This window comes from Bacteroides sp. 1001136B_160425_E2, from assembly GCF_015559655.1.
Classification (GTDB): Bacteria; Bacteroidota; Bacteroidia; order Bacteroidales; family Bacteroidaceae; genus Bacteroides; species Bacteroides luhongzhouii.
On the sequence record NZ_JADMQH010000004.1, the window covers coordinates 123,325 to 147,217 of the forward strand.

A 23,893-nucleotide genomic window follows, 5' to 3' on the forward strand; every position below is an offset into this window, starting at 1 on the left:
TATTTTACCTTAAAAAGAATAGATATGAAATTATTTAAGAATTTAATGATAGTGTTATCGGTATCCCTCCTAGTATGGGGTTGTTCTGATGATGATGAATCAATCAATAATGGTAATTCAACAATCTCACTATCGACCAATATACTCCAAGTGGATAAAAATGGAGGGGATGCTACAGTAACTGTAACAAGCTCCGATAACTGGCGGCTGTCAGGAATATGTGATTGGGCACATCCGTCAATAACTTCAGGTAAAGATGGTGATATAGTTACTTTTACCATCGATCCTAACAAATTAGATGAAAAGCGTACTGCAACCTTCAAGTTTTTCACAGGTTCTTCAGTTGTGCCACTACAAGTAGAGTCTCAACCTGCATATATAATGGATTTACTTTCTGACGAAGCTCTTTCTATTACTAAAGAAAAAAGTACTGTGAGAATTCAACTTAATACCAATGTGACCGACCCAACGATAACATATAGTGACGGTGGTGAAGAATGGCTGACATTTGATAGACGTAATGAATTCGGTGGTAAAGTAACTTTATCATTCACTGCTGCCGAGAACAAGACATATAAAGATCGTAGTACAAAAATTACAATCTCAAGCCCGCTCGTTACTGAGAGTGTCAATGTAGATATTAATCAAAAACAAACAGATGCAATTATCACCGAAAGTAACACTTTAACATATGATCTAACAGCACGCACTATCTCTTTTAAAGTGAAATACAACGTCAATTACGCTATTTCCATAACAAAAGGGAAGGATTGGATCACTGATCAATCAATTTCCGAACCACAAAAAGGTGATGATGGTTTGACTACGGTTACTGTTACTTATAAACTATCCGCATCACCAGCTTCGCGTGGAGGTACAATTCATATTGCCCAAACCAGTGGTACATTAGCAAAAGATATTGCTATTGTTCAAAAAGATCCGGACGCCAGCCCTGTAGAAATTCCAGATGCCGTTCTTCGAGCACTTTGTATATCTAACGGTTGGGCTCTCCCTATTGATGATACCAAATGTATTATTCTTGAAGAAGGATTAAACGCAACTTCATTCTCTAACACCTCATACTCTAACCAGATTAAAGATCTAACCGGAATAGAGTATTTCCCTAACCTGACTTCATTACGTTTAGGTTATTGTTCAAACATGAAAAAGCTTGACATTTCAGGTTTACATAAGGTATCATCACTCACATTTAATAGCCCTACTATTTGTGAAGAGTATAATTTGGGAGATAATCCAATTACTAGTTTCAATGCAGGAGGTAGCTATGTTTATTCGGAAGCAGAAAGTCTTAAAGTCATCAGTAGTAAACTTGAGTCTTTGGATTTAAGTATTGTTTCCTGGTATGCAAGTTATGATTATGTTACGTCAATTGATGCTTCGGAATGTCCGGCATTAACAACCTTAAACGCCAATCGTAGCAGCAAAATTAAGACTCTTTATTTAAAGACTGGTCAAGTGATACCAAACTTAACTAAGAATGATGTAACTACTATTGTTTACAAATAATTAATATATAAAGAATAGTTTATAGAATAATCCCTTTATTTACTCTTTCCAAATCTGTGAATAGAGTTAAATAAAGGGATTATTGCTATCTATTTTTATCTAATGCTAGCTCTTATCTTAAAATACTCTTTTCATCTATAAACAAACCACAACCTGTACTCAAAGACTTTTTTGAATCCAACAATATTGAGATCAACTGATTATATAATCAATGTAACCTTAAAACTCTAAATCATATAAAGATTAAAAGTCATTCAAAAAACAAAACTATTCCACCTGCTCTTTCGGGTAATTCACCAAATACAGTGTCTTTGTCGCCCGAGTAAAAGCTGTATACAACCACCGGAAATAATCCGGAGTCAAATACTCATCCGTCATATACCCCTGATCTAAAAATACATTCTGCCACTGTCCGCCTTGTGCTTTATGACAGGTTATTGCATAGGCATATTTCACCTGTAAAGCATTGTAATGTGGATCGGCTTTCATCTTTTTCATCCGGTCCCTTTTGGTTGGAATATCTATATAATCCTCAAGTACCGTATAGAACAATCGGTCATTGTCTTCTTTCGGCAATGCAGGTGAGTCCGAATGCAAAGTGTCTAATAATAGATTCGCATCCAATTCGAAATCATTCTGGTCAGGAAAGCGAAGAGTAACTTCGGCAAAACGAAAACCGTATATTTCACGAGTTCGACGAACACGCCGGACAACTGCAATTTCTCCATTAGCGATAAAATCCATCTCCTTATATTTCTCTGTCCAATAGTAATTATTCTTGGCTATCATCAACATATCTCCTGTGTTCAATTCGTCTTCACGCCAAAGAATTTGTGCACGTATTCCATTATTATATAAATTTGCACGCTTATTAGATCGACAGACTACAATCGTTTCATCCATACCATCATGATCGTAACAATTGGTCAGTTCTTCTATCAGTTCAGTTCCGGGTACCAGTTTAATATCAGGAAAACCTGTTATTTTTATTTTAGGTAAAGAATAACAATCATCCTCCGCTATCAGTTGCCTCAACTGCGTGGCATTCCACAATATTCCGGATTCTTGCACCTGCCGAACCACTTGGGTAAGATCAATCTCACGTATTTCAAGTCCATAACCTTTCAATGCATCAGCAAAAAGCGCAGGACTCAACTCTTCACCTACCGGGGGAAGCTGTGCTGTATCTCCCATCAACAAGAGTCGGCAACCTTGTCCCGAATACACAAATTGCACCAAATCATCCAATAAACGTCCTGTTCCAAACATACTGCCCGACAGTCCTTCGTTTGAAATCATGGAAGCCTCGTCGACAATAAACAATGTATTGGTAGCTAAATTGTCATTGATCGAAAAGTTACTAAGCTCATTAGAAAAAGATTGTTGTCTATATATTTTTTTATGAATAGTAAAAGCCGGATGTCCTGCATACGCTGAAAATACTTTTGCCGCACGTCCTGTAGGAGCCAACAATACAGATTTCTGCTGCAGCTGATCCATCGTTTTCACCAATGCCCCTACCAACGATGTTTTACCAGTACCAGCATACCCTCTTAAGACAAAGACTTCATCTGCCAGTGTGGACAGCAGAAACTCTGAAAGAGATTTTACAGCAATTTCCTGCTCTAAAGTTGGCTGATAAGGAAAATTTTCCTTAATTTGCCTTTCTAAATAGTTATTTATCATTTTTGTACGAGAAAAAAGTTCGAGGAACTATCGTATTTAAATTTATTTATTCTATTTTTGCGATGCGAATATAACAACTAAAAACATAATTTATCATGAAAACAGTATTTAATATTGTATTGGTGCTTTGTGCTGCTGCACTGATTTACATCTGTTACACCAGCATTATGGGTCCTATCAATTTTGAAAACGCAAAAAAAGAAAGAGAAAAAGCAGTCATTGCCCGTTTGATCGACATCCGTAAGGCACAGCAGGAATACCGTTCGCTGCACCGCGGAATGTATGCACCCCAATTAGACACACTGATTGATTTCGTTAAAAATCAAAAATTGCCGTTCGTTATGAAGATGGGAATGTTAACTGACAAGCAATTGGAAGACGGACTGACTGAAAAGAAAGCCATGGCTATCATCGAAAAAGCAAAGAAAACCGGCAGATACGATGAAGTTAAGAAATGGGGACTTGAAAACTTCAAACGTGACACTATGTGGGTAGCTGTATTGGATACTATCTATCCAAAAGGATTCAATGCCGACTCTATGAAATATATTCCTCACGGAAATGGTGCTCAATTTGAGATGAATGTGAAAAATGACACTGCCAAGTCTGGTGCTCCAGTATATTTGTTCGAAGTGAAAGCTCCATACGAAACTTATTTGAGCGGCCTTGACAAACAAGAAATCATCAACCTAAAAGACCTGGATTCTAAACTAGGCAAATATAGCGGCTTGATGGTAGGTTCTATCGATACTCCAAACAATGGTGCTGGTAACTGGGAATAATGATTGATTTTACTAAATCAAAACAATATACTTTATCCATCCGTCTTAGTACGGATGGATTTTCTTTTTCTATCTATAACCCGATTCATGACGATTCGCTTTCAATAATAGAGAAAGAGATAGACACATCTCTATCCCTTACAGCCAATCTAAAGGCGGTCTTTCACGAATCGGACTTCCTAAATCATCCTTACAAACGGGTAAATATAATGATGGCAAGCAAGCGTTTTACAATTGCGCCATTAGACTTATTTGAAGAGGAACAGGCGGAACTTCTGTTTTATCATAATCATCAGAAAAGAGAAAACGAAACGGTGCTCTATAATATTCTAAGAAAGAATAATGTAGCTGTCATCTTCGGCATAGACAAAAGCGCACAGACCTTTTTGAATGAACAATATCCCGAAGCTCGTTTCTATTCTCAATCTACTCCATTCATCGATTATTTTTCTGTAAAAAGCAGATTGGGAAACAGTAAGAAGATGTATGCTTCTGTACGCAAAGATGGCATTGACATCTATTGCTTTGAACGAGGGCATCTGCTTCTGGCCAATTCCTTCGAATGTACTCATGCAGAAGACCGTATTTACTATTTATTGTACGCCTGGAAACAGCTGGAGTTTAATCAGGAACGGGATGAGTTACACCTAACCGGAATACTTCCGGAGAAAGATGTTTTAATGAGTGAACTGAAAAAGTTTATCTTACAGGTATTCATTATGAATCCTGCAACTAATATTGACATGCAAGCCTTATTAACATGCGAGTAATCAGCGGTATTTACAAACGAAGAAGATTTGACGTGCCTCGAACATTTAAAGCACGCCCTACGACAGATTTCGCCAAAGAGAATCTGTTTAATGTACTCAATAACTATATCGATTTTGAAGAAGGAGTAACAGCTCTTGATCTGTTTGCCGGGACAGGAAGCATCAGTATCGAACTGGTATCCCGTGGATGCGACCGTGTTATCAGCATTGAGAAAGATCCTGCACATCACTCGTTCATCTGCAAAATCATGAAAGAGGTGCAAACTGACAAGTGTCTGCCGATACGCGGAGATGTATTCAAGTTTATCAAGAATGGGCGCGAACAGTTCGACTTCATTTTTGCCGATCCTCCCTACGCTTTAAAAGAGTTGGAAACAATACCCGAATTAATCTTTCAGAACAATCTTCTCAAAGAAGGAGGATTATTGGTGCTGGAACACGGAAAAGACAATAGTTTCGAAGAGAATCCACATTTCCTTGAGAGAAGGGTGTATGGAAGTGTAAACTTCTCACTATTCAGATAAGATCCAAATACAATTTCATCCTTATTAAAGTAGCGGAGCCAGTAAACGCACGATAGACTCCGCAGCTTTTTGTCGCCACGAACGTCTGACCCAATTCTTCAAAAAGATCTGTGTACTTTCGCGCTGGTCCTGAAGAAATATTTCTTTCATTTCAAGGGCAGTTTCTACGTCATACATAAAAGCATTCACCTCAAAGTTATGCTCAAAGCTACGAAAGTCAACATTAGTAGACCCTACAGTGGAAAGCATATCATCTGAAACCATCAGCTTAGAATGTAGAAAACCTTTCTTATAAAAATAGACTTTAACACCGGCCTGCATCACATCTGCCAAATAAGAACGCGATCCAAGATGAGTTATCCAGTTATCAGCACGCTCCGGCAACATCAAGCGTACATCCACTCCAGACAATGCTGCTGTTTGCATAGCTGCTAATATTTGTTCTGTAGGCAAAAAATAAGGTGTTTGCATATAGAAATAATTCTTTGCACTAGTAATGGCAACAGTCAATCCCTGCATGATTTCTTTCCATGGCCCAATAGGCTCACTCGTAACAATTTGCGCTAAAGAACTTCCACAGGAGTCAATTTTCGGAAAATAACGGGAAGCGGTTATCAACGTGCGATCTACAAAATACCAATCAAGCAGAAAAGCCGTTTGTAAACCATGCACGGCCTTGCCTTCCAACATGATATGCGTATCGCGCCAAATGCCCCAGGAAAAGCCACGCATATAACGTTCTGCCAGGTTCATTCCCCCAACGAAGCCCACGCGCCCGTCAATAACGACAATCTTTCTATGGTTACGGTAATTCACCCTACTGGTAAATAAAGGAAAACGTACTTTCAAAAAGCTTCTGACTTCGATACCGGCATTGCGCATTTCTTCAAAAAAACGATTAGGTACATGCCAACAACCTACATCATCATAGATAACCCGTACTTCAACTCCGTGAGAAGCCTTTTCTATCAGCACATCCCTGACCATACGCCCGATAGCATCATCTTCAAAGATGTAATATTCCATATGAATATGCTGCTTCGCTTTTTGCAGTTCACGCAACAATGATTGAAGTTTGGTATATCCTTCGGTATAAACTGCCACACGATTCCCCTCAAATGGAAACGCTTGATTCGTTTGCCGGAAAAGCTGAATAAGACGGGAGTATTCATAGGGAACATCCGAACAATCCTGCGCCAGATATTCAGCCATTGGTTTCTTCAATAAGCGGTCGTAGCTTTTTTGCCCAATGATACGTTCGCGACGCTGACTCCGCCCAAAGAAAAAATAAAAGACAAGTCCGACAATAGGAAGGAAAAGTAATATGAGTATCCATGCCATGGTTTTAACCGGATTCCGGTTGTCAAGAATGATAATGACAATCGTACCGATAATGGCTCCAAAATAAAAAATATCAAAAGCCACTGTTGCTATCTGGCTAAGCATATAGTTCCAATCAATCATAGGAATCTCCTTTCATACGGATACTGAACAACAAATATAGAGTAAATTCTCGGATTAACAAAGAAGTCCCGGCGACAACATTGAATCGTTGTGCCGGGACTTCCTGTTTTATTTGAACCTATTACTTGCTTTAGTGTGGTCTGCCGCCTCCAAAGCTTCCACCACGCGGGCCACGGGGACCACCACCATCAAAACCGCCATGACGCATATTGCCACGAGCTTCTTTATTTCCAAAAACATTCAGACGATAAGAGAAACGAAGCATACAATAGCTATTAATTCCGTTATATTCAGAAACAGAACGCATATCAGCTGTTAACGAACGGCTGATATTAGATTGCTGTCGCAGAATATCATATACTTCAAAACTAATGGTTGCGGCATTGCCTTTCAGGAAGTTTTGAGCAATCTGTGCATTCCAAATAAGTTCATTCTTATTCATACTGGCATCACGATAACCACGACGCGCGTTATTAGTGATATTGGTAGACAACGTCATGCTCCAAGGCAAAGATATATTAGTACTTGCACCATAACCGAACGTATAAGGTTCCTGATTGTTTTCCGGACGTAATTCGTTTCGCTCAAAGTTATAGTTGATTGAACCATTCAAAGTAAATTCAAACCAGTCGTTACGGAAAGTTCCATTCAAATTCTCTCCGAAAGTCAGTGTCGTACTAGTGTTCTTATCATTTATTTTAGTATCGTCATTGAAAAGATAAGAAACCGCATTGGTATAGTTAACACGGGAGAAAGAATTTATGGTAAACCGCTTATCTCTCAATGCTGTATTGAATCCAAACATTCCCATCGCATTCCAGTTTCCGTTGATATTCTCCGGTTTAACAGTCACTCCACCAGTACTCTGATTATAAGTAGTGGCATTAGTAATGCTATTTTGAGTCATATTCAAGTTTGCATGAGCCATCATACCACGCTGTTTATCTGCATTATAAGTATTATAAAACAAACGCATAGAATGAGAGAAAGAAGGTTTCAGTCCCGGATTACCCTTACGGATATTCAACGGATTAGAGTCATCAGTTACATCAAGCAAATTTTCCATACTCGGCTGGCTTGCACGTCCCCGATAGGTAAAGCGCAACTGGCTGACTTTAGAAAATCTGTAACGAAAGTCAACATTAGGAGCAAAATTGAACACATTTCTTTTTACTACAGTATCTACTTCGGCTTTCTTATAATCCAATCTGGTGTTCTGCGGTTGCAAAGATACTCCAAAGTTCAATCTATATTTCTCGCGGATAATATTTAGTCCTGCATTAATATCATGGTTATAATATTTATATTGAGCATACTTACTCAAATCTCTATCTTTATTCTCTTCATATCCCACAGGCAGACCATCACCAAAATTCCAAAACCAATCCTGTCCTTTATCTGCATCAGGAATCAAGCTGTATGTGCTTCTGTCACTTTCACTATATTTATATTGAAATTTATAGCGGAACTGTAAGAAGGTAGCTCTCGCAATCGGTTCGCTATAAGTCAGTTCGGCAGTATAATCATAACTCTTGGTTGGAGAAGTAGTATATTGTTTACGCTCATCATCTTCTTTTTTTGCATTATCATCAAAATAACGCGTCAATGATTCACTAAACTGTTCGCTATCATTATCTCCATAACTAAATGTACCACGGAAAGTGATGTTTCGTCCCTGATTATTCAATCTACGATTCACTTGCAAAGAAGCATTTGCAGAGAGATCCTGCCCTTCAGATTTTGATTCACTATTGCTGGCGTTGACACGAATAGCTTCTAAAGGGTCATCCGTACTTCCCCAGAAAATCTTATTCAAAAACTCATTAGGATTAGACACCAAATTAAATGGATCTCCATTAAAAGTACCCGATTCGGAAATAGAATAACTGTTAGACTTTCCATAAGAAACGTTCGGACGGAAAATGATATTTGTCAATGTGTCCGGTTTCCACTCCAACCGAAAGTCTGCATTAAAGCTAGTATTCTTATTGCGGCCTTTACTGTTCGAATTTGAATAAGAATTTCCATTTTGCAGGAAACGTTCTGAGTAGTTTGTAGATGTTGCATCCCGGTCACTGAAATTATAACGGGCACTACCTCCCAGTTCCAATTTTTCAGTCTGGGTAGCAAAGTTAGCCCCTAACATCTTGGTAGCAGTCAAACCATTACTATTCCGGAAACGAGGTCCACCACCGCCACCAGAGAATCCCTGATCGTTCACATTATTGGCCGAACCGATTAAAGAGAATTGGCTGTTATCAACAAAACGATTCAACATTAAGTTGCTTCCGTAACGATCTTCTGTACCACCGGCAACACTTGCGTTACCAAACCAGCCTTGATTCATACCTTTCTTCACTTTCAGGTCAAGAACAGTTTCTTCTTCTCCGTCATCTATTCCGGTAACACGTGCCAAATCCGATTTTTTATCGTATGTTTTCAGTTTGTCGATCATGTTGACCGGTAAGTTCTTCAATCCGGTCTTCACATCACCGCCAAAGAACTCTTTACCATCCACCATAATCTTCTTTACTTCTTTACCATTGATTTTAACGTTACCGTCATCGTCAATTTCTGCTCCCGGAAGTTTCTTCACCAACTCTTCTAGCATCGCCCCTTCGGGGGTACGATAAGCTGCTGAGTTATATTCCAGTGTATCCTCTTTTACAACTACCTGCGGAGCCTCGGCAGTAATCACTGCTTCCTTCAGCATGACAGCATCCGGATCCAACGCAATAGTTCCCAGCTTTTTATCAGTAACGTTAGCAGATAATTGTACCGGTACGAGTTTGGTACGAAACCCGATATAGGAAACTTTCAACACGTATTTCCCGGCCTTTACTTTGGGAAGAGTAAACCATCCCTGGTTACTACTGGCTATACCAGCGGCATAAGCGCTATCAGGTAACGATAGCAATTGAACTGTAGCCTGCGCTGCAGGCTCTTTTGTGTCGGCTTCCACCACACGTCCCGAAACGGTAATTACCTTATTCTGTGCAAAAATTGAGAAGGTGCATAGCAACATCAGCACCACCCCAGCTGAAAATCTTTTCATTTACCTTATTTACGATTATATTAGTAGCAATAACAATGTCTTTTTGACAAATCGAATCGCAAAAGGTTTAATTGAAAAGAAAATTATCTTTTAAAGAATCGATCAACAAGCGCTTTTTTCAGACCAAACTCCAGACAAAGCACATTAAAAACCAAAAAGGTCAGAAAAGAAGAAGTATCGACATTTATCACATCTCCTTGCATAACACGCCACAACATGCCACCAAAGACGAACAAAAATGTTAAAAAGATGGCATTACGAACAGCCGAATTACGAATTTGCTCCGTTTCACGGCTTTCATTCTTGCTTAATGCAAAGATTATTAACAAGCATCCTGCCATCATCAACAACTTTGTACATTCTTTATAAAACAGCAAATTATTATCAGTTACGACTCCCTGCATCACCAAAATAAAAGGGATGAACAGAGCTACCAACAAGACAACATATCCTAAAGGACGACAATATACAGGTAATAATGCTTTCATGATTGAACGTTTTAATGAGACAAAAGTAAGTAAAAAAAATATTTTATATACATTTGCAGAGTAAAAAAGCAAAAGAATCATGAGTAAACAAGAAGTTATTCTCTGCGAAAGCTTGGAAACGAGCCTCGGTCGTGCCATTGAACGATGTCCGCATGACAAATTATTCGTCCTTACAGACGAGCATACCCAGCGTCTTTGTCTCCCCTCTCTAAAGGAATCGGGTCTACTGAAAGATGCTGTAGAAATCTGTATCGGAGCTGAAGATGTGCATAAAACTCTGGAAACACTCGCTTCCGTCTGGATGGCATTAAGCACTCAAGGGGCTACCCGTCACTCTTTACTTATCAATCTTGGAGGAGGGATGGTGACAGATCTCGGAGGTTTTGCTGCAGCTACATTCAAACGGGGCATTTCCTATATCAATATACCAACTACCCTGCTCGCTATGGTGGATGCATCAGTGGGGGGTAAAACAGGAATCAACTTCAACGGACTGAAAAACGAAATCGGTGCTTTCGCTCCGGCAAACAGTGTATTGATTGAAACTGAATTCCTGCGCACATTAGATACACACAATTTTTTCTCCGGATATGCTGAAATGCTGAAGCATGGTTTGATTAGTAATACGGCACATTGGGCAGAATTGCTCAATTTCGATTCCTCTAATATTGATTATGCAGCTCTCAAACAATTGGTAGGTCAATCGGTACAAGTAAAAGAAGATATTGTAGAACAGGATCCCTTCGAACATGGAATCCGCAAAGCATTAAACCTGGGACACACCGTAGGACATGCATTCGAAAGTATGGCACTGGCTGAAAACCACCCTGTATTACATGGATATGCAGTAGCTTGGGGAATTGTGTGCGAACTGTATCTTTCTCATCTCAAAGTAGGTTTCCCGAAAGAGAAAATGCGGCAAACGGTCCAGTTTATCAAGGATAATTATGGCGTGTTTACTTTCGACTGCAAGAAATATGACCAACTGTATGCATTTATGACGCATGATAAAAAGAATACTTCAGGTACTATCAATTTCACCTTACTGAAAGATATTGGAGACATTTGCATTAATCAGACTGCCGATAAGGACACTATCTTCGAAATGCTCGACTTCTATCGCGAATGTATGGGAATTTAATCCATCTTACATCAGATATACCGCATAATAAAAGGGAATGAAATAAACTTCATTCCCTTTCTCTTCCCAATCCCTATAGATATTATTGCCTACTGTGAGGCAATTGTCCGCACTATTATTCTAAGTTACTCATTCGATATTGTGAAAGCGACATTCCTGTATGCTTTCTAAAAAAACGTCCAAGCGACGATTGATTCGCAAAGTTCGTTTTAATCGCTATTTCTTGAATATTCAAACTTGTATTTTTCAACAAAGCCTTGATTTCTAATATGATGTATTCAACAATCCAGTCTTTGGCAGACTTCCCGCTTGTCTCCTTAATTACCATAGTCAGGTATTTGGAAGTAATACACAGTTTATCCGCATAAAAAGCCACATCCTTATTCTCCTTAAAATGCTTCATGATAAGCCCAAAGAATTTATTAGCCAACTCTTCTTTACGGGTATCCCTACGGGCAGTCATCAAAGTAGATTCCTTTTGATAAGCATTGAACAGTTCCAGATACAGATACCTCAACAAGTGAATAATCAGCTCCCGCCTATATATATCTTGAGAAGTAACTTTATCTTTTATCATACCCAGATAATTATACATCCGGGGAACGTCACGTTCCGACTGCGGATACCAGTAATGACTCCGCATATAGAAAAAGAAATGCGGAGAAAATCTGGGTACACCACTTAACGCATCACTAAACAGTGAAGCAGATATCACCATCGTAACGGTCAAGAAATCTTCACTTGGCTCACTAAATGAGACAAATTGTCCAGGTAATAATATGATCAATTCCTCCGGTTGTATCCAGTGTACATCTTCATGCACTGTAATTTTGGCCCTTCCACCTAAACAATATATAATCAAAGCTGATTGATTATTAGAAGGATAAGAAGTCAAAGGAAGATACTTCAGATTTTGATAAAATTTAAAATCGTCACCCAGGACGTATATCTCTAATGTCTCTCTATTTTTAATGTCTAACATTTAACACCTTTCTAAACTAAGTCTTTTTACAAATGTATAACTTCCTAGTTTACCACACACCAATAATGGAAATTTAGTATCATACTAAAGAAATCAAACACCTTTTATTTGCATTAATTTGTAAACAAACTCTCTGATTGTTAGTTCATTTGTCATTTTCCTATTTAGTTTTATTATAGACTGACCTGCTTTTTATAATGTTTTTAGGACAGAAACAAGGATTAATGCTTTCAAATGAAAAATAAGCAAATTGTTTTCTAATTCAAGCAAAATTTAAAAGATGTACTTTTATATCATATAAAAGGCAACCAGAAGAACTACTAACTCATTGAGAAAAAAATTGCATAGTCCCAAGAAAGACTAATAATCAGAACAATAGCTATAAATCGGCACAATTCATACTAGAAAAATCAACGGATTATTTGCTATTTAAAAATTAATCAGTACTTTTGCATCCGCAATTCGGGGTGTAGCTCAGCCCGGTTAGAGTACGCGTCTGGGGGGCGTGTGGTCGCTGGTTCGAATCCAGTCACCCCGACATTGAAAATCAGCCATTTACAAATAGTAAGTGGCTGATTTATTTTTTAGTGGAACACATTTGGAACACAAACTACAAATAAAAGTAACATGAAGACATTTATTCAGCTTTATAAGTCTTTCAAATAACTATCAAAAGTCGAACTATCAAAGTCAAGTTTATAAAATCCGTCTACATTGTTGTAGATGTCTAATAACACCTTCTGAACATATTTAGTAATATCCTTAACAGGAACATAATACAACCATCTTGCAAGTTCCTTTCCTCCTAAATCAGTCAAAGCATATGATTTTCCAAGATTATGCGATACAAAAGTATTCATATCTTTATAGAAGAATAAGGTAACTGTACTTTGGTCTTTTCTTACGAAGAATGAAATTGAGGTTTCAACAAAAGCAACTGCTTCACATTTAGAAGTTAGAAAATCCCGTATTCCAAAATCTTGGAATCTTTCATCAGGATTATGAGTTACATTCCATACAGGTGTTGGTATATCTATTAATTCCCCTTTTTTAGAAACGATTACTATAAATGGATCTTTAGCTGTTACATCACTTATTGGTATTTTTGCTGTAATTTTAATAAATTCATTTGCATATTCAGAACCCAAAATATCTTTTGAAGAATCAAAAGGACGAGCTCCCTTTTTAGGGGTATTGTAACAATAATACAATGAATGATTAAATCCTTTTCCGTACCAAGCGTTCTTAGGTGGAAGATACTCCATCACTTTAGACGCATCCTTTATATGCATGGTTGATAACCAAGGCACTTGGGCTACTGATGTAAATGCTATCGCACTACATACAATACTTAAAAATACACTCTTGAAGTACATAATTATAACCTATTTGTTGTGGAATCAATCTTATAAATATCCTTCCGAATAATTCTCTGAAAATCCTTTTTTAAGCAACGAATCAATTGAATACGCAAACGGAAACGCCTACGATAGTTTATTTCATAGAGCCATACATGACCTTTCTCGAAACACTCCGGAATATTCCTTTCCAAATATTCAAATTCATCGTTACTTAAATATTGTCCATAACGTAAGTAAACGACCATATAAACATCAACATACCCATAAACAGGCATTTCTTCATGTAGCCATTTAACAAACTTCTCATAAAAATCCCTATCGGTTTCATTCTCTTGCACAAATTCATAAACCAATGGAATTGAATATCGTGCAAGATAGTTTATCTCATCAGGGTTGAAAATTGTTCCGCCTTTCATTCGTGGTGCAGACGGAACTTTCAGACTTTCCAAAAACTTTCTAAACGGTGTATCAATCTTGGTAACAATCATATAATTATTAATTTGGTTGACTTAAGAACAGCCAATAAAAAAGAGCAACGATTGCTACAACAACAGAATTTCCCCATTTCAATTTCTTCAAAAACACATCCCATTCCGATTTAAAGAACTTATCAGCTTGTGAAACCGCAAACTTATGGGCTAATTTTACAACAATTGGAAATACAAATAAAGGCAACAGAAACAGAAGTCCATATTTTACATCTGTCGCCCATGCACTAACATCGGCAATGATATAAACAATATAATTCAATACCAATAAGAAGTTACATATAAATTTCATAATATCAATATTAATCGGTTAATATTCAGAATATTTATTTAGATTGTTTCGGTATAATCTCTTCTGCATTAGCTACGCCCCACAGCTTACCTGTTGAGTTCCATTCCATAGACCTGTAGCCTATATTCTTTGTTTCTACATTTACGTATTTTACACTCAATACATTATCCCGAATTACAATATCTTCTATCAGACCCTTCTCGTTAGGATTAGGGTAATGTTGTATGGAATACAGTTTCCCTATAAACTTTTCTTTCAAGTATTCTATATGATTCTCTAAAATATAAGTCATATAAGCAAACGCAGAGCCATCCTTCATTGATATTCCTGATATAAACTTGTCTTCATTCAGCCGTGTGAGAAAAAGTTCTCCGCTTTTACTTTCCATCAAAAAGATAGGAGATTCACAATCATTACTTCCACCAAATTCTATGTTGTTTTTAATCAAAATATCATTTTGTACAGATGGGGTTAAAAATGTTTTTCCTGAAACAAGTGATTCATAATAACAGGTTTCTTTTTTACCCAAACCATGTGTACTTTCACTTTTTGTAATAAGCTTTATTTGTGGGTCTTCTTCAAGAAGTTTCAAGGCTTCATCAAGAGTTAATATTTTCTTAATAAGATAAGAATCTCCTACCAAAGAAACATGTTCGTTTACTACAACATTATCAGGAGCGTATGCATTATATAAAACCATTGTATAAGGTTTCCGGTTTTTATCGTCCTTCTCATAACAGGACCAATTAGCATTATCCCCTCTCATATCATCAATAACCTTTACATTAGAAGATTGAGGCTCGACAGATTTAATGATTGGATGATACAAGTAAGTTGCTATTTGATTAATAGAAAAGTCCAGTTGTTTTTTCTTGTACTGAATGCAACCCTTTATCGGAGTAGGAAGATTGACAAGCTGACGTTTCAAAGCGTAACGGTTTCCATAAGGAGCAAAAGCCTCGTCCGAGATACAGAAAATTCGTTGATTGATAAATTTGTGATAAGATTTATAGTCTAAAGAATCATTAAACCTCCCTCGATGTGATTCTCGTATATAAAGGTCTTGAGATACATCATAAACATCTTTTTTCTCTGGTTTTGGAGTTGAATTTTCTATTTTTAGTTGTGCAAAACAATAATTACAAGACAACGCAAATAACATACCTAAAATAATAGTTTTCATGTTTTTTTATCTTTAAATTGAACAAACACTTTTATTAGACTTACTTATACGTTTTACAAATACCTATCCGTTAGATAATTGCAATAAGATTCATTCCCATTATAAAATTCTTTTGACAGTTTCGCTATCACTTCTTGATAGGTTATATGACTAAACTTTATATTGTCCTTTTTAGCAATTTCTGCAAATTGTTCTATCTCTTTTCTATGTTCACTCCCTCCTTTTCCTATTACATCGTACCAAAGATATAAGAGATGAAAATTGCGTTTGAATACCAAATTCCTTTTACCTTCTTCAATATGATGTTTTTGAATAATATTTGAATTATACTCGTCAACATTCTTTTTCAGCCCTAATATGTGCTTTATTAATTGTGCCGCATCTAAATATTGAAACTTAGTATCATTAGGAGAGATCTCTTTTGCCAATTCATACAAATTAGGCAATCCGTTCCAAAAAGAGAGATTTTCAACATACTTTTGTTTTAATCCTCCATGTTTTCTACTACTATATGGTTCTGTAAATTTAGACTCAATACCAATAGTAGACAATGGAGTATAAATCACAACATCAATATTGGGCGAATGTGGAAATTGAGATTTATCTTCACTTATTTCAAACTGCTCTTCAAATTTAATTTCGTAATTGAGTGGAGAGGGAATTATGGGAATTTTTTCAGGAGAAACAGAACCGACATTCTTAATCAGATAGCCTACCTTAGTAGTTCTTGAAGTCAATTTGCAGACATTTAGAATCGGGCAAACATCTTTTCCCTGCCAATACTGGAACAGATTAACCACAATCGCAGAAGATGAATGAAGTGCTTTCATTTTTGCCAATCGTGTTTTAGAATCTTTTGTTTCGTTCCCGTCACCCGAATTATAAGAATCTAAATTCTCCTTAGACAACGGCTCAAACAAATTATCTGCTAAACTATACAAATAGTTTTTCTCTCCTTTGTTGGGAATTGTACCTCCTAGTAGATTGAAGTTTTTTCTTTTTGCCCAACTCTGTTGTTTCGATTTAATAAAATCTAATCCATTCATAGTAATTAGTAAAGTTGCGCCATTCGACTCCTTTAATGACAGGATTAGACAAAAAGAAAGTGTGGAGCCATTCGTTTATTGTGTAGGAGGTTCTGACAAAACCCAAAAGCAAATAAACAATACTCCACACCTGTTTAGTATATGTCTTTTGAACATACGCTACCCAAGTGATGAATGTCATTGCTTACCCCTGCTTTTTTGAAACTGTCAGATTTCCTACACAGGATAAAAGCGAAACACTTTCACTATTACATTTGCCACTATTTGTGACTTTGCAAAGATAGTAAAATTACTTAAAAAACACTCTGATTAAGGAGTATTGTTTTCTTTGCTTTGGGTTATATTATTAATACGATAATAAAAATTAGTAAAGGAGAAGCACGTAACATACGTTCACACTTCCCCTTTGCTCAACTAGTAATATGCTATATCATTAAAAATTTGGATATAAGTCTATTACATCTTAAAATTATAATTAACCAGCAATAACAAACGACTGTTTCGTTTATATTCGTTATCATTATTTAACCAACGATGCATTTTAAACAGCCTACAATTCACTGCTTTTACTCATAATTTACTCCATAGCGTTTACATAAATAAAAGAATGTTCCAATCTTAGCTCCATCGTCTTTTTTGTATTTCAGACACCGATTATATTGAATATCACAACCACCTTCATTATAATCTTTATACACACGGCTAATCATGTGAAACCAATATCTCCCATCCTCACCAAACTCATAAGCTAATGCACATCCTATCTTGAACCAATTCTGATATTGATTAGTAATATCAATCCGTTCTGCTTGGATGATTGAAACAGACTTTTTTACACGCTTAAGAATATTTTCTTTTTGGGTTACTGTTCTTATTACATGTCCAGATTTAACATCAGTCTCCATTGTATATGGAAATGGAACAGGATTAGGGTTATAATAAGGGGTCAGATCATAACTTACCACCCTCAAACTAACAGGGCTTTTAACACTCCTATCAACTTGCAATTCAAACTTTCTACTTAAAAACTCTGCTAGAGCCTCAAAATGCTGTTTATGAAATTCCGGATTCGAGATTCTAAATATAAGAAATATACCCTCCCCACTAAGCGATAAGCCTGCATAATACAAACTCGGACAACATTCACCAATTACGTGTTTAGCCTTTGCCAAATCAAACATTGGATTATCTTTTGCATCAATATCTACGCATATTAATTCAGTATGTTTTATAATGCTAGATTCTTGTCTTTGGCTAAATGTTCCACTTGGTGTTACACACCTAAGACTTCCTTTAATTTTTCTTCTAAACTCATCATCAGTACTAGCTCTGTATTCTTCAACTTGTGTTTTAAACTTAGTCGTATGCAAGAACTTATCTAATCTCACCTCATAAAGAGGTTCTTTACTATAATGATTCTCAAACACTGATACTATCGGTATATCCAAGGGAGTAAAGATTCCGCTAGCTCCTTTTTCATTTATATTTTTATTTTTTTTCTTTTCTATTTTTTCTTTAGAATTATCATTCTTATTAGCTCTATCTTTTAGAAGTTTTTCATCATTCTTCATTTTATTGATAATTAAATAGTTAAACAATAAATCCATTTCAAAATTGAGCAAAATTGATTCAATCTTCAAAATATTTACTCTCTGTAGACTCATCCTCATTTGCTGTTGACAAAGTCTTTTTGAGCGGTAACGACACTTTCCTTTCAGAATTCTCTTCAAAATCTGACGCACTCTTTTTCGCAACCTTTTTATTATATTCAGCTATTCTTTTATCAATACCTGGTATAGCCATTATTAATATAGGATATACCTGTTTAGGCAACTTTTCAAGATCCAGTTCTTGATAACGTTCATATTGTACTATTGCTTCAAATGCAATGAGCTTATTTTTGTTGCTCAGTTTCTGCATTGCATCATAATATCCCCAATAAAATACAAAACCTTTTCTCTTATCTTCACTATTTACTTTTCTCATAACTATTTAATTTAGAGTTTAAAACTTTCTTTCCTTTCAAATTCTCAAAAGACTCTTCATAGGTTTCAAACAGATTAGATTCTAACCATTGATTGATTTCTGCTCGTTTGAAGAAGATTCTTCGCCCACCGTGTGCAGGCTTATGAAAAGGAATTTTTCGCTCATGGGTTAACTTATAAAGCGTAGCCTTTTTGTAACCCGTCAGTTCTGAAACTTCTTCAATAGTAAGAGTTTCAGATTTCTCACTCGTTAAATATGATGGCGACTCTTGGAGCACATCTCTGATAATAGCCTTTATTTGACTAACCGTTAATTGTACCACCAATGCGTCATCATGTAGTATATTATTATACAACATAATAAACAATTTTATGCTATGAGAAAATACTTTAATCCCCATAGCTGGTTAATACTAAAAAAGTTTTAGGGTTAGTTTTCTTGGTTTGACCCCAACCAAGAGGGCTATTCGTATGGCAAAACATACCGCTCCACACGTATATAATCAGAATATACTTCTAAAGATCTGTGCCTAAAAAAGCCTCCTTTACCACCTTTTACTTTGTATACCCTAATACAAAAATGATAAAAAAGAATCCTGAAAATATTAAGAAACGCAATAAGTTACAGATTCGTTTCGTCAGAGAGGAATGAAACAGGGAACTAAGCGATAAATTTGTTAATTCGACTCTCCATTCTAGTCTCACTGCAAAACTACAAACAATTTCATTTAAAACAAATGTTTTTTCGTTAAAAATATCAGAATCCATTAAATCCTATTTCTTCATTGAACTTTTAACTTCGGTTTAATAAGTTACGAATACCCACAGAAACGCTATCTCAAAATTACACGTCATATAAAACTTTTGCAGCCTCATCTATTACAGTTGTATCAAAACTATCTAAATAAGTATTGGTAGTTTTCATATCTGCATGTCCCAACATTTGGGAAATTTGTTCACGGGAAACATCATTGCGTTGCAACATCATCGCCATAGTATGCCGACTTACATATGTTGTTAACTTCATATCAGTTATTTGCAGTTCTTCTGCTAGCTCCGCCAAATAATCATTATATTTTTTATACCTATAACGTATGTGATTATATAGTTTTTCTCCAGTATAACCACTAATAGAAACTATTGGTACAATAAAATCATCCACTGTAGGGCTATTCTCTTTAAGGCTATCTAATAAACGCTCAATTTCTTTCGTTATTTTAATCTTAATAGGTTTCACACCCTTTTGATGTTGTATTTTATGGCGTTTGTAGACAATATACTCTCCACCATTAAACTTTACAATATTGCTTCTTGTCAAATATGCCATATCAATAAATGATATTCCATAGCAATAATATGACAATAGAAATAGCTTGCGGGCGTACTCTCGTTGTGGCTTTTCCGAAACTGTATTTTTTATTTTTTTCCAATATTCCATAGGAAGATAACGCTTTTCTGTTTCTTCATCCAATTTTGCTATTTGAAAACCACCTTTACCAAAAGGATAAGTTTTCTCCGTTGCTTCTTTTTCTTGGATAGCCTTATTTAAAATACTTCGCAATGCTTTAAAATAGTACTTTCTTGTATTTCCTTTACATCCTCTCTTTTGAAGGAAAATATCGAATCCATTCACAAACTTTATATCAATCTCTGAAAATACCTTTTGATCCAATCTACTATCATAATGCTCAAGCATATTTAAAGTTGCAGCATAACAATTAGCATTACCAATATGCCCAGTTTCACGCAAAGTATTAATATGGTTCTCCATATAAACTTTTATTTTCCCTTGCTTCGATTTATTCAAAAAAGCGTCTGCAAATTGATTTAAAGTCCAATCAATGTGCTCTCTCCGAAAACCTTCTATTATTTCTTGTGCTTGCAACCTATAACAATTCAGCAAATAATTATATCGTTTACGTTGTTCGTTTTCTTCTTTCTGCTTTCTATCTCTCACATTCTTAAGGATACGGAAACATTCGTTTTCCTCATCCCAGTATTCATTATCCGCAAATATGTTTAAAGAAAAATACCTGCGCTGTCGTTCCTTGCATATTCTTAGACGAACAGCATATAATCCTTGTGCATTAGCAACATCATTCCTTTTTACAAAACTTATCATACTCAATGTCTTTTATATCGTTATGAGAAGTATTAATACCTCTATATTCTCTAATACGATAGAAAAAATTGAGGGTTCTATTTTGCGAGCACTCTACAAGTATAAACAACAGACAATCAAAACGATATCATAAAAGTTAAAAATACAAAACAGAAAAAAAGGGAGTTCAAGAAGGCATTTGATAATAGTTCCGCACTTTTAGACAGACTAATTGATTCAAGAAACAATTTTATTCATTATCTTTGCACTCAATATTAAGATCACGTGTATATAGCTCTTTGTTTTAGTGGAACACATTTGGAACACATGTAATCAAAACAAGTAAAATCTAATAGAAATTACTTGTTTGATTTTCAGCCATGTACAACAATAATTAAAAGTAATATCAACTAATAAAAATAATAAAATACCTCTGGGGGGCGTGTGGTCGCTGGTTCGAATCCAGTCACCCCGACTGGTTAAAGAGGTTAGAAACCGAATGGGTTCTAACCTCTTTTTATTTTAAAAGACAATGAAAGAAGATCCTAGACATATCCATATCAGTGAATACAGTTATCCTCTTCCGGATGAACGTATTGCAAAATTCCCGTTGCCTACCCGCGACCAGTCCAAACTTTTAATATATCGTCGTGGAGAAGTTAGTGAAGATATCTTCACTTCTTTGCCGGAATATCTGCCACAAGGCAGTCTGATGATATTCAATAATACGAAAGTCATTCAGGCACGCCTCCATTTTCGAAAAGAGACTGGAGCACTGATCGAAGTGTTTTGTCTTGAACCGATTCAGCCAAATGATTATGTCTTGAATTTCCAACAGACAAACCATGCTGCCTGGCTTTGCATGATCGGTAATCTGAAGAAATGGAAAGACGGACAGTTGAAACGCGAAATGACCGTCAAAGGATTCCCTATTACTCTGACCGCTACCCGAGGAGAATGTAAAGGCACCAGCCATTGGGTAGATTTCACATGGGATAATCCGGAAGTGACGTTTGCCGATATCCTTGAAGTATTCGGAGAACTTCCTATTCCTCCTTACTTAAACCGGAATACGGAAGAAAGTGACAAGGAGACTTATCAGACTGTTTATTCTAAGATAAAAGGTTCGGTAGCTGCGCCCACGGCGGGATTACATTTTACTCCACGAGTATTGGATGCACTTCAAGAGAAGGGGATCGATCTTGAAGAATTAACTTTACATGTAGGAGCAGGCACATTCAAACCTGTAAAAAGTGAAGAAATCGAAGGTCACGAGATGCACACGGAATATATATCGGTCAACCGGAGTACCATCAAAAAACTGATTGACCATGACGGTTGTGCTATTGCAGTAGGAACTACTTCTGTACGGACTCTGGAAAGCCTGTATCACATTGGAGTTACATTGGCTGAAAATCCGTATGCTACGGAAGAAGAACTACGCGTCAAACAATGGCAGCCTTATGAAAAGTACGACCAGATTCCTTCCGTTGTTGCGCTTCAAAAGATATTAGGATATCTCGACAGAAATGGTTTGGAAACCCTTCACACCAGTACACAGATTATCATAGCACCGGGATACAATTATAAAATTGTGAAAGCAATGGTTACTAATTTCCATCAACCGCAAAGTACCTTGCTGCTTTTGGTTTCAGCTTTTGTAAAGGGGAATTGGCGCACAATTTATGATTATGCACTGGCGCATGATTTCCGGTTCCTAAGTTATGGAGATTCTTCTTTATTAATACCATAAGATATTCGCCTCTCCGAAAGATTTCACCAAATATAAAAAAACACTATGCCAAGCGATAATAACCAGGAAATGTTCCCCATCGTAGACGAACAGGGAAATATCACCGGAGCCGCCACTCGTGGAGAATGCCACAGCGGTAGCAAACTGCTTCATCCGGTAGTTCACCTTCACGTATTCAATACACAAGGAGACATCTATTTACAGAAACGCCCTGAATGGAAAGACATTCAACCGGGGAAATGGGATACGGCCGTAGGCGGACATATTGATTTGGGCGAAAGCGTAGAAATCGCTCTAAAGAGAGAAGTCAATGAAGAATTAGGCATCACAGACTTCACTCCCGAGCTTCTCACCAGTTATGTTTTTGAATCCAGCCGTGAAAAAGAGCTTGTTTTTGTCCACAAAACCGTTTATGAGGAAGAAATCCATCCCAGCGACGAACTGGACGGGGGACGATTTTGGAGCATCGAAGAAATAAAAGAAAATCTGGGTAAAGGAATCTTCACTCCCAACTTCGAAGAAGAGCTGAGAAAAGTCTCTCTTATTCCTTCTCTATCCAAGTAATAATCTTTTCAGAGAACGGACTTTCTTTCGGAGACACAACTCCCGCCCAATTTCCGTTCTCATCAATCATAAACTTCTGAAAGTTCCACTGAACCGGTGCGTTTTCTTTCCCATTCTGTTTTTTCTCCGTCAACCATTGGTAAAGAGGAGCCATATCTTTTCCTTTAACGGAAATCTTTGCCATCATCGGAAAAGTAACATCGTAGTTCAAAGAACAGAACTTAGCTATTTCCTCATTACTACCCGGCTCTTGTCCCATAAAGTTATTCGCCGGAAAACCGATAACAACAAAGTCTTTTTCTTTATATTTCTCATATAGTTTCTCCAGTTGAGCATACTGGGGCGTCAGCCCACACTTAGATGCCACGTTGACTACCAGCACTTTCTTACCTTTCAGCGAAGAAAGAGGAAAGTCCTTACCATCAATTGTTTTCACTGTAAAATCATAAAAAGACTTGTTTTGCGCTTCCGAAGAAATTGCAAACAACAAGCTTACCATCATCAAGACGAATGTTTTCATGCTGAATATACATTTAGTTTGTTTTTATATTAAACGAGTAAACTGAAAGAAATGTTTGTTCAGCAATGAAACAAGAGCTATGATTTTACATCTTTCAATTCCCTAATCCGTCACTTCACCCCACAATCTTTCCGCTTCATTTATTCTTAGTGATAACGGATGAAGATAGGCCGTAATTTTG

The 23,893-nt window shown here is 36.6% G+C and carries 22 protein-coding genes and 1 tRNA gene; 8 read left to right on the top strand and 15 right to left on the bottom strand.

The annotated features are described in order from the left end of the window. Nucleotides 1-24 precede the first annotated feature (24 nt). On the top strand, nt 25-1,527 hold the full coding sequence (locus I2I04_RS05070) for a BACON domain-containing protein (RefSeq protein WP_195654511.1): 1,503 nt from the start codon (nt 25-27) through the stop codon (nt 1,525-1,527). Between the two features lie 267 nt (nt 1,528-1,794). Here the strand turns inward: I2I04_RS05070 and I2I04_RS05075 are convergent, their stop codons facing one another. Then, nucleotides 1,795-3,213, bottom strand: a complete 1,419-nt coding sequence (locus I2I04_RS05075; RefSeq protein ID WP_143259110.1) for an ATP-dependent RecD-like DNA helicase — start codon at nt 3,211-3,213, stop codon at nt 1,795-1,797. A 95-nt stretch (nt 3,214-3,308) separates the two neighbouring features. On the opposite strand from I2I04_RS05075, the gene I2I04_RS05080 reads away from it, so the two are divergent. From I2I04_RS05080 to I2I04_RS05090, 3 genes are read left to right on the top strand one after another with little or no spacing between them, the layout of a single operon-like run. After that, a complete protein-coding gene (locus tag I2I04_RS05080) occupies nt 3,309-3,995 on the top strand; it encodes a hypothetical protein (RefSeq protein WP_004324780.1) in 687 nt (228 codons plus the stop codon). Beyond that, nucleotides 3,995-4,765, top strand: coding sequence for a DUF3822 family protein (locus I2I04_RS05085; RefSeq protein WP_195654512.1), 771 nt, complete (start codon nt 3,995-3,997; stop codon nt 4,763-4,765). Before I2I04_RS05080 ends, I2I04_RS05085 begins: the two co-directional genes overlap by 1 nt. Further along, nucleotides 4,756-5,289 (top strand): RsmD family RNA methyltransferase, encoded by a 534-nt coding sequence (locus I2I04_RS05090; RefSeq protein WP_143259108.1) that lies wholly within the window; start codon nt 4,756-4,758, stop codon nt 5,287-5,289. Before I2I04_RS05085 ends, I2I04_RS05090 begins: the two co-directional genes overlap by 10 nt. Nucleotides 5,290-5,313: 24 nt before the next feature. Here the strand turns inward: I2I04_RS05090 and cls are convergent, their stop codons facing one another. The 3 genes from cls to I2I04_RS05105 all read right to left on the bottom strand — a co-directional run bounded on the left by cls (nt 5,314) and on the right by I2I04_RS05105 (nt 10,296). Then, complete coding sequence (gene cls, locus I2I04_RS05095; protein ID WP_143259107.1) at nt 5,314-6,753, bottom strand: cardiolipin synthase; 1,440 nt, start codon at nt 6,751-6,753, stop codon at nt 5,314-5,316. Nucleotides 6,754-6,883: 130 nt separating this feature from the next. After that, nucleotides 6,884-9,808: a TonB-dependent receptor gene (locus tag I2I04_RS05100; RefSeq protein WP_143259106.1), complete on the bottom strand. Its 2,925-nt coding sequence runs from the start codon at nt 9,806-9,808 to the stop codon at nt 6,884-6,886. Between the two features lie 83 nt (nt 9,809-9,891). Beyond that, the gene (locus I2I04_RS05105) at nt 9,892-10,296 is read right to left on the bottom strand and encodes a hypothetical protein (protein WP_143259105.1); all 405 of its coding nucleotides are present in this window, start codon (nt 10,294-10,296) and stop codon (nt 9,892-9,894) included. Between the two features lie 79 nt (nt 10,297-10,375). On the opposite strand from I2I04_RS05105, the gene aroB reads away from it, so the two are divergent. Continuing rightward, nucleotides 10,376-11,437 (top strand): 3-dehydroquinate synthase, encoded by a 1,062-nt coding sequence (gene aroB, locus I2I04_RS05110; RefSeq protein WP_195654513.1) that lies wholly within the window; start codon nt 10,376-10,378, stop codon nt 11,435-11,437. A gap of 115 nt (nt 11,438-11,552) precedes the next feature. Here the strand turns inward: aroB and I2I04_RS05115 are convergent, their stop codons facing one another. Further along, nucleotides 11,553-12,419 (bottom strand): helix-turn-helix domain-containing protein, encoded by an 867-nt coding sequence (locus I2I04_RS05115; protein WP_185911608.1) that lies wholly within the window; start codon nt 12,417-12,419, stop codon nt 11,553-11,555. A gap of 463 nt (nt 12,420-12,882) precedes the next feature. Between I2I04_RS05115 and I2I04_RS05120 the strand changes: the two genes are divergently transcribed. Then, nucleotides 12,883-12,957, top strand: a tRNA-Pro gene (locus I2I04_RS05120). A 109-nt stretch (nt 12,958-13,066) separates the two neighbouring features. On the opposite strand, the gene I2I04_RS05125 is transcribed toward I2I04_RS05120, so the two are convergent. The 9 genes from I2I04_RS05125 to I2I04_RS05165 form a co-directional block, all read right to left on the bottom strand. Continuing rightward, complete coding sequence (locus I2I04_RS05125) at nt 13,067-13,795, bottom strand: hypothetical protein (protein ID WP_195654514.1); 729 nt, start codon at nt 13,793-13,795, stop codon at nt 13,067-13,069. A gap of 2 nt (nt 13,796-13,797) precedes the next feature. Next, on the bottom strand, nt 13,798-14,268 hold the full coding sequence (locus I2I04_RS05130) for a hypothetical protein (RefSeq protein ID WP_195654515.1): 471 nt from the start codon (nt 14,266-14,268) through the stop codon (nt 13,798-13,800). Nucleotides 14,269-14,275: 7 nt separating this feature from the next. Next, on the bottom strand, nt 14,276-14,560 hold the full coding sequence (locus I2I04_RS05135) for a hypothetical protein (RefSeq protein ID WP_195654516.1): 285 nt from the start codon (nt 14,558-14,560) through the stop codon (nt 14,276-14,278). Nucleotides 14,561-14,594: 34 nt separating this feature from the next. Further along, entirely contained in the window at nt 14,595-15,743 is a 1,149-nt protein-coding gene (locus I2I04_RS05140) for a hypothetical protein (protein WP_195654517.1), read from the bottom strand. A gap of 53 nt (nt 15,744-15,796) precedes the next feature. Further along, a complete protein-coding gene (locus I2I04_RS05145) occupies nt 15,797-16,789 on the bottom strand; it encodes a PGN_0703 family putative restriction endonuclease (RefSeq protein ID WP_195654518.1) in 993 nt (330 codons plus the stop codon). A gap of 566 nt (nt 16,790-17,355) precedes the next feature. Next, nucleotides 17,356-18,360: a PriCT-2 domain-containing protein gene (locus I2I04_RS05150; RefSeq protein WP_195654519.1), complete on the bottom strand. Its 1,005-nt coding sequence runs from the start codon at nt 18,358-18,360 to the stop codon at nt 17,356-17,358. Between the two features lie 58 nt (nt 18,361-18,418). Continuing rightward, complete coding sequence (locus I2I04_RS05155; RefSeq protein WP_195654520.1) at nt 18,419-18,775, bottom strand: DUF6291 domain-containing protein; 357 nt, start codon at nt 18,773-18,775, stop codon at nt 18,419-18,421. Then, on the bottom strand, nt 18,759-19,175 hold the full coding sequence (locus I2I04_RS05160) for a helix-turn-helix transcriptional regulator (protein WP_229126931.1): 417 nt from the start codon (nt 19,173-19,175) through the stop codon (nt 18,759-18,761). Before I2I04_RS05160 ends, I2I04_RS05155 begins: the two co-directional genes overlap by 17 nt. A gap of 443 nt (nt 19,176-19,618) precedes the next feature. Then, nucleotides 19,619-20,896, bottom strand: a complete 1,278-nt coding sequence (locus I2I04_RS05165; RefSeq protein ID WP_195654521.1) for a site-specific integrase — start codon at nt 20,894-20,896, stop codon at nt 19,619-19,621. Between the two features lie 511 nt (nt 20,897-21,407). On the opposite strand from I2I04_RS05165, the gene I2I04_RS05170 reads away from it, so the two are divergent. Together I2I04_RS05170 and I2I04_RS05175 are read left to right on the top strand one after the other, a co-directional pair. Next, nucleotides 21,408-22,628 (top strand): S-adenosylmethionine:tRNA ribosyltransferase-isomerase, encoded by a 1,221-nt coding sequence (locus tag I2I04_RS05170; RefSeq protein ID WP_195470214.1) that lies wholly within the window; start codon nt 21,408-21,410, stop codon nt 22,626-22,628. A gap of 45 nt (nt 22,629-22,673) precedes the next feature. Next, nucleotides 22,674-23,192, top strand: a complete 519-nt coding sequence (locus tag I2I04_RS05175; protein WP_195470215.1) for an NUDIX hydrolase — start codon at nt 22,674-22,676, stop codon at nt 23,190-23,192. On the opposite strand, the gene I2I04_RS05180 is transcribed toward I2I04_RS05175, so the two are convergent. Continuing rightward, nucleotides 23,170-23,712 (bottom strand): glutathione peroxidase, encoded by a 543-nt coding sequence (locus I2I04_RS05180; protein ID WP_049701850.1) that lies wholly within the window; start codon nt 23,710-23,712, stop codon nt 23,170-23,172. The two genes, I2I04_RS05175 and I2I04_RS05180, sit on opposite strands and share 23 nt — an antisense overlap. Nucleotides 23,713-23,893: the final 181 nt, after the last annotated feature.

Excerpts from the sequence above, each read along its gene's own strand:
- I2I04_RS05070 (WP_195654511.1), top strand. The coding sequence starts at position 25 with ATGAAATTATTTAAGAATTTAATGATAGTGTTATCGGTATCCCTCCTA.
- I2I04_RS05075 (WP_143259110.1), bottom strand. The coding sequence starts at position 3,213 with ATGATAAATAACTATTTAGAAAGGCAAATTAAGGAAAATTTTCCTTAT.
- I2I04_RS05080 (WP_004324780.1), top strand. The coding sequence starts at position 3,309 with ATGAAAACAGTATTTAATATTGTATTGGTGCTTTGTGCTGCTGCACTG.
- I2I04_RS05085 (WP_195654512.1), top strand. The coding sequence starts at position 3,995 with ATGATTGATTTTACTAAATCAAAACAATATACTTTATCCATCCGTCTT.
- I2I04_RS05090 (WP_143259108.1), top strand. The coding sequence starts at position 4,756 with ATGCGAGTAATCAGCGGTATTTACAAACGAAGAAGATTTGACGTGCCT.
- cls (WP_143259107.1), bottom strand. The coding sequence starts at position 6,753 with ATGATTGATTGGAACTATATGCTTAGCCAGATAGCAACAGTGGCTTTT.
- I2I04_RS05100 (WP_143259106.1), bottom strand. The coding sequence starts at position 9,808 with ATGAAAAGATTTTCAGCTGGGGTGGTGCTGATGTTGCTATGCACCTTC.
- I2I04_RS05105 (WP_143259105.1), bottom strand. The coding sequence starts at position 10,296 with ATGAAAGCATTATTACCTGTATATTGTCGTCCTTTAGGATATGTTGTC.
- aroB (WP_195654513.1), top strand. The coding sequence starts at position 10,376 with ATGAGTAAACAAGAAGTTATTCTCTGCGAAAGCTTGGAAACGAGCCTC.
- I2I04_RS05115 (WP_185911608.1), bottom strand. The coding sequence starts at position 12,419 with ATGTTAGACATTAAAAATAGAGAGACATTAGAGATATACGTCCTGGGT.
- I2I04_RS05125 (WP_195654514.1), bottom strand. The coding sequence starts at position 13,795 with ATGTACTTCAAGAGTGTATTTTTAAGTATTGTATGTAGTGCGATAGCA.
- I2I04_RS05130 (WP_195654515.1), bottom strand. The coding sequence starts at position 14,268 with ATGATTGTTACCAAGATTGATACACCGTTTAGAAAGTTTTTGGAAAGT.
- I2I04_RS05135 (WP_195654516.1), bottom strand. The coding sequence starts at position 14,560 with ATGAAATTTATATGTAACTTCTTATTGGTATTGAATTATATTGTTTAT.
- I2I04_RS05140 (WP_195654517.1), bottom strand. The coding sequence starts at position 15,743 with ATGAAAACTATTATTTTAGGTATGTTATTTGCGTTGTCTTGTAATTAT.
- I2I04_RS05145 (WP_195654518.1), bottom strand. The coding sequence starts at position 16,789 with ATGAATGGATTAGATTTTATTAAATCGAAACAACAGAGTTGGGCAAAA.
- I2I04_RS05150 (WP_195654519.1), bottom strand. The coding sequence starts at position 18,360 with ATGAAGAATGATGAAAAACTTCTAAAAGATAGAGCTAATAAGAATGAT.
- I2I04_RS05155 (WP_195654520.1), bottom strand. The coding sequence starts at position 18,775 with ATGAGAAAAGTAAATAGTGAAGATAAGAGAAAAGGTTTTGTATTTTAT.
- I2I04_RS05160 (WP_229126931.1), bottom strand. The coding sequence starts at position 19,175 with ATGGGGATTAAAGTATTTTCTCATAGCATAAAATTGTTTATTATGTTG.
- I2I04_RS05165 (WP_195654521.1), bottom strand. The coding sequence starts at position 20,896 with ATGATAAGTTTTGTAAAAAGGAATGATGTTGCTAATGCACAAGGATTA.
- I2I04_RS05170 (WP_195470214.1), top strand. The coding sequence starts at position 21,408 with ATGAAAGAAGATCCTAGACATATCCATATCAGTGAATACAGTTATCCT.
- I2I04_RS05175 (WP_195470215.1), top strand. The coding sequence starts at position 22,674 with ATGCCAAGCGATAATAACCAGGAAATGTTCCCCATCGTAGACGAACAG.
- I2I04_RS05180 (WP_049701850.1), bottom strand. The coding sequence starts at position 23,712 with ATGAAAACATTCGTCTTGATGATGGTAAGCTTGTTGTTTGCAATTTCT.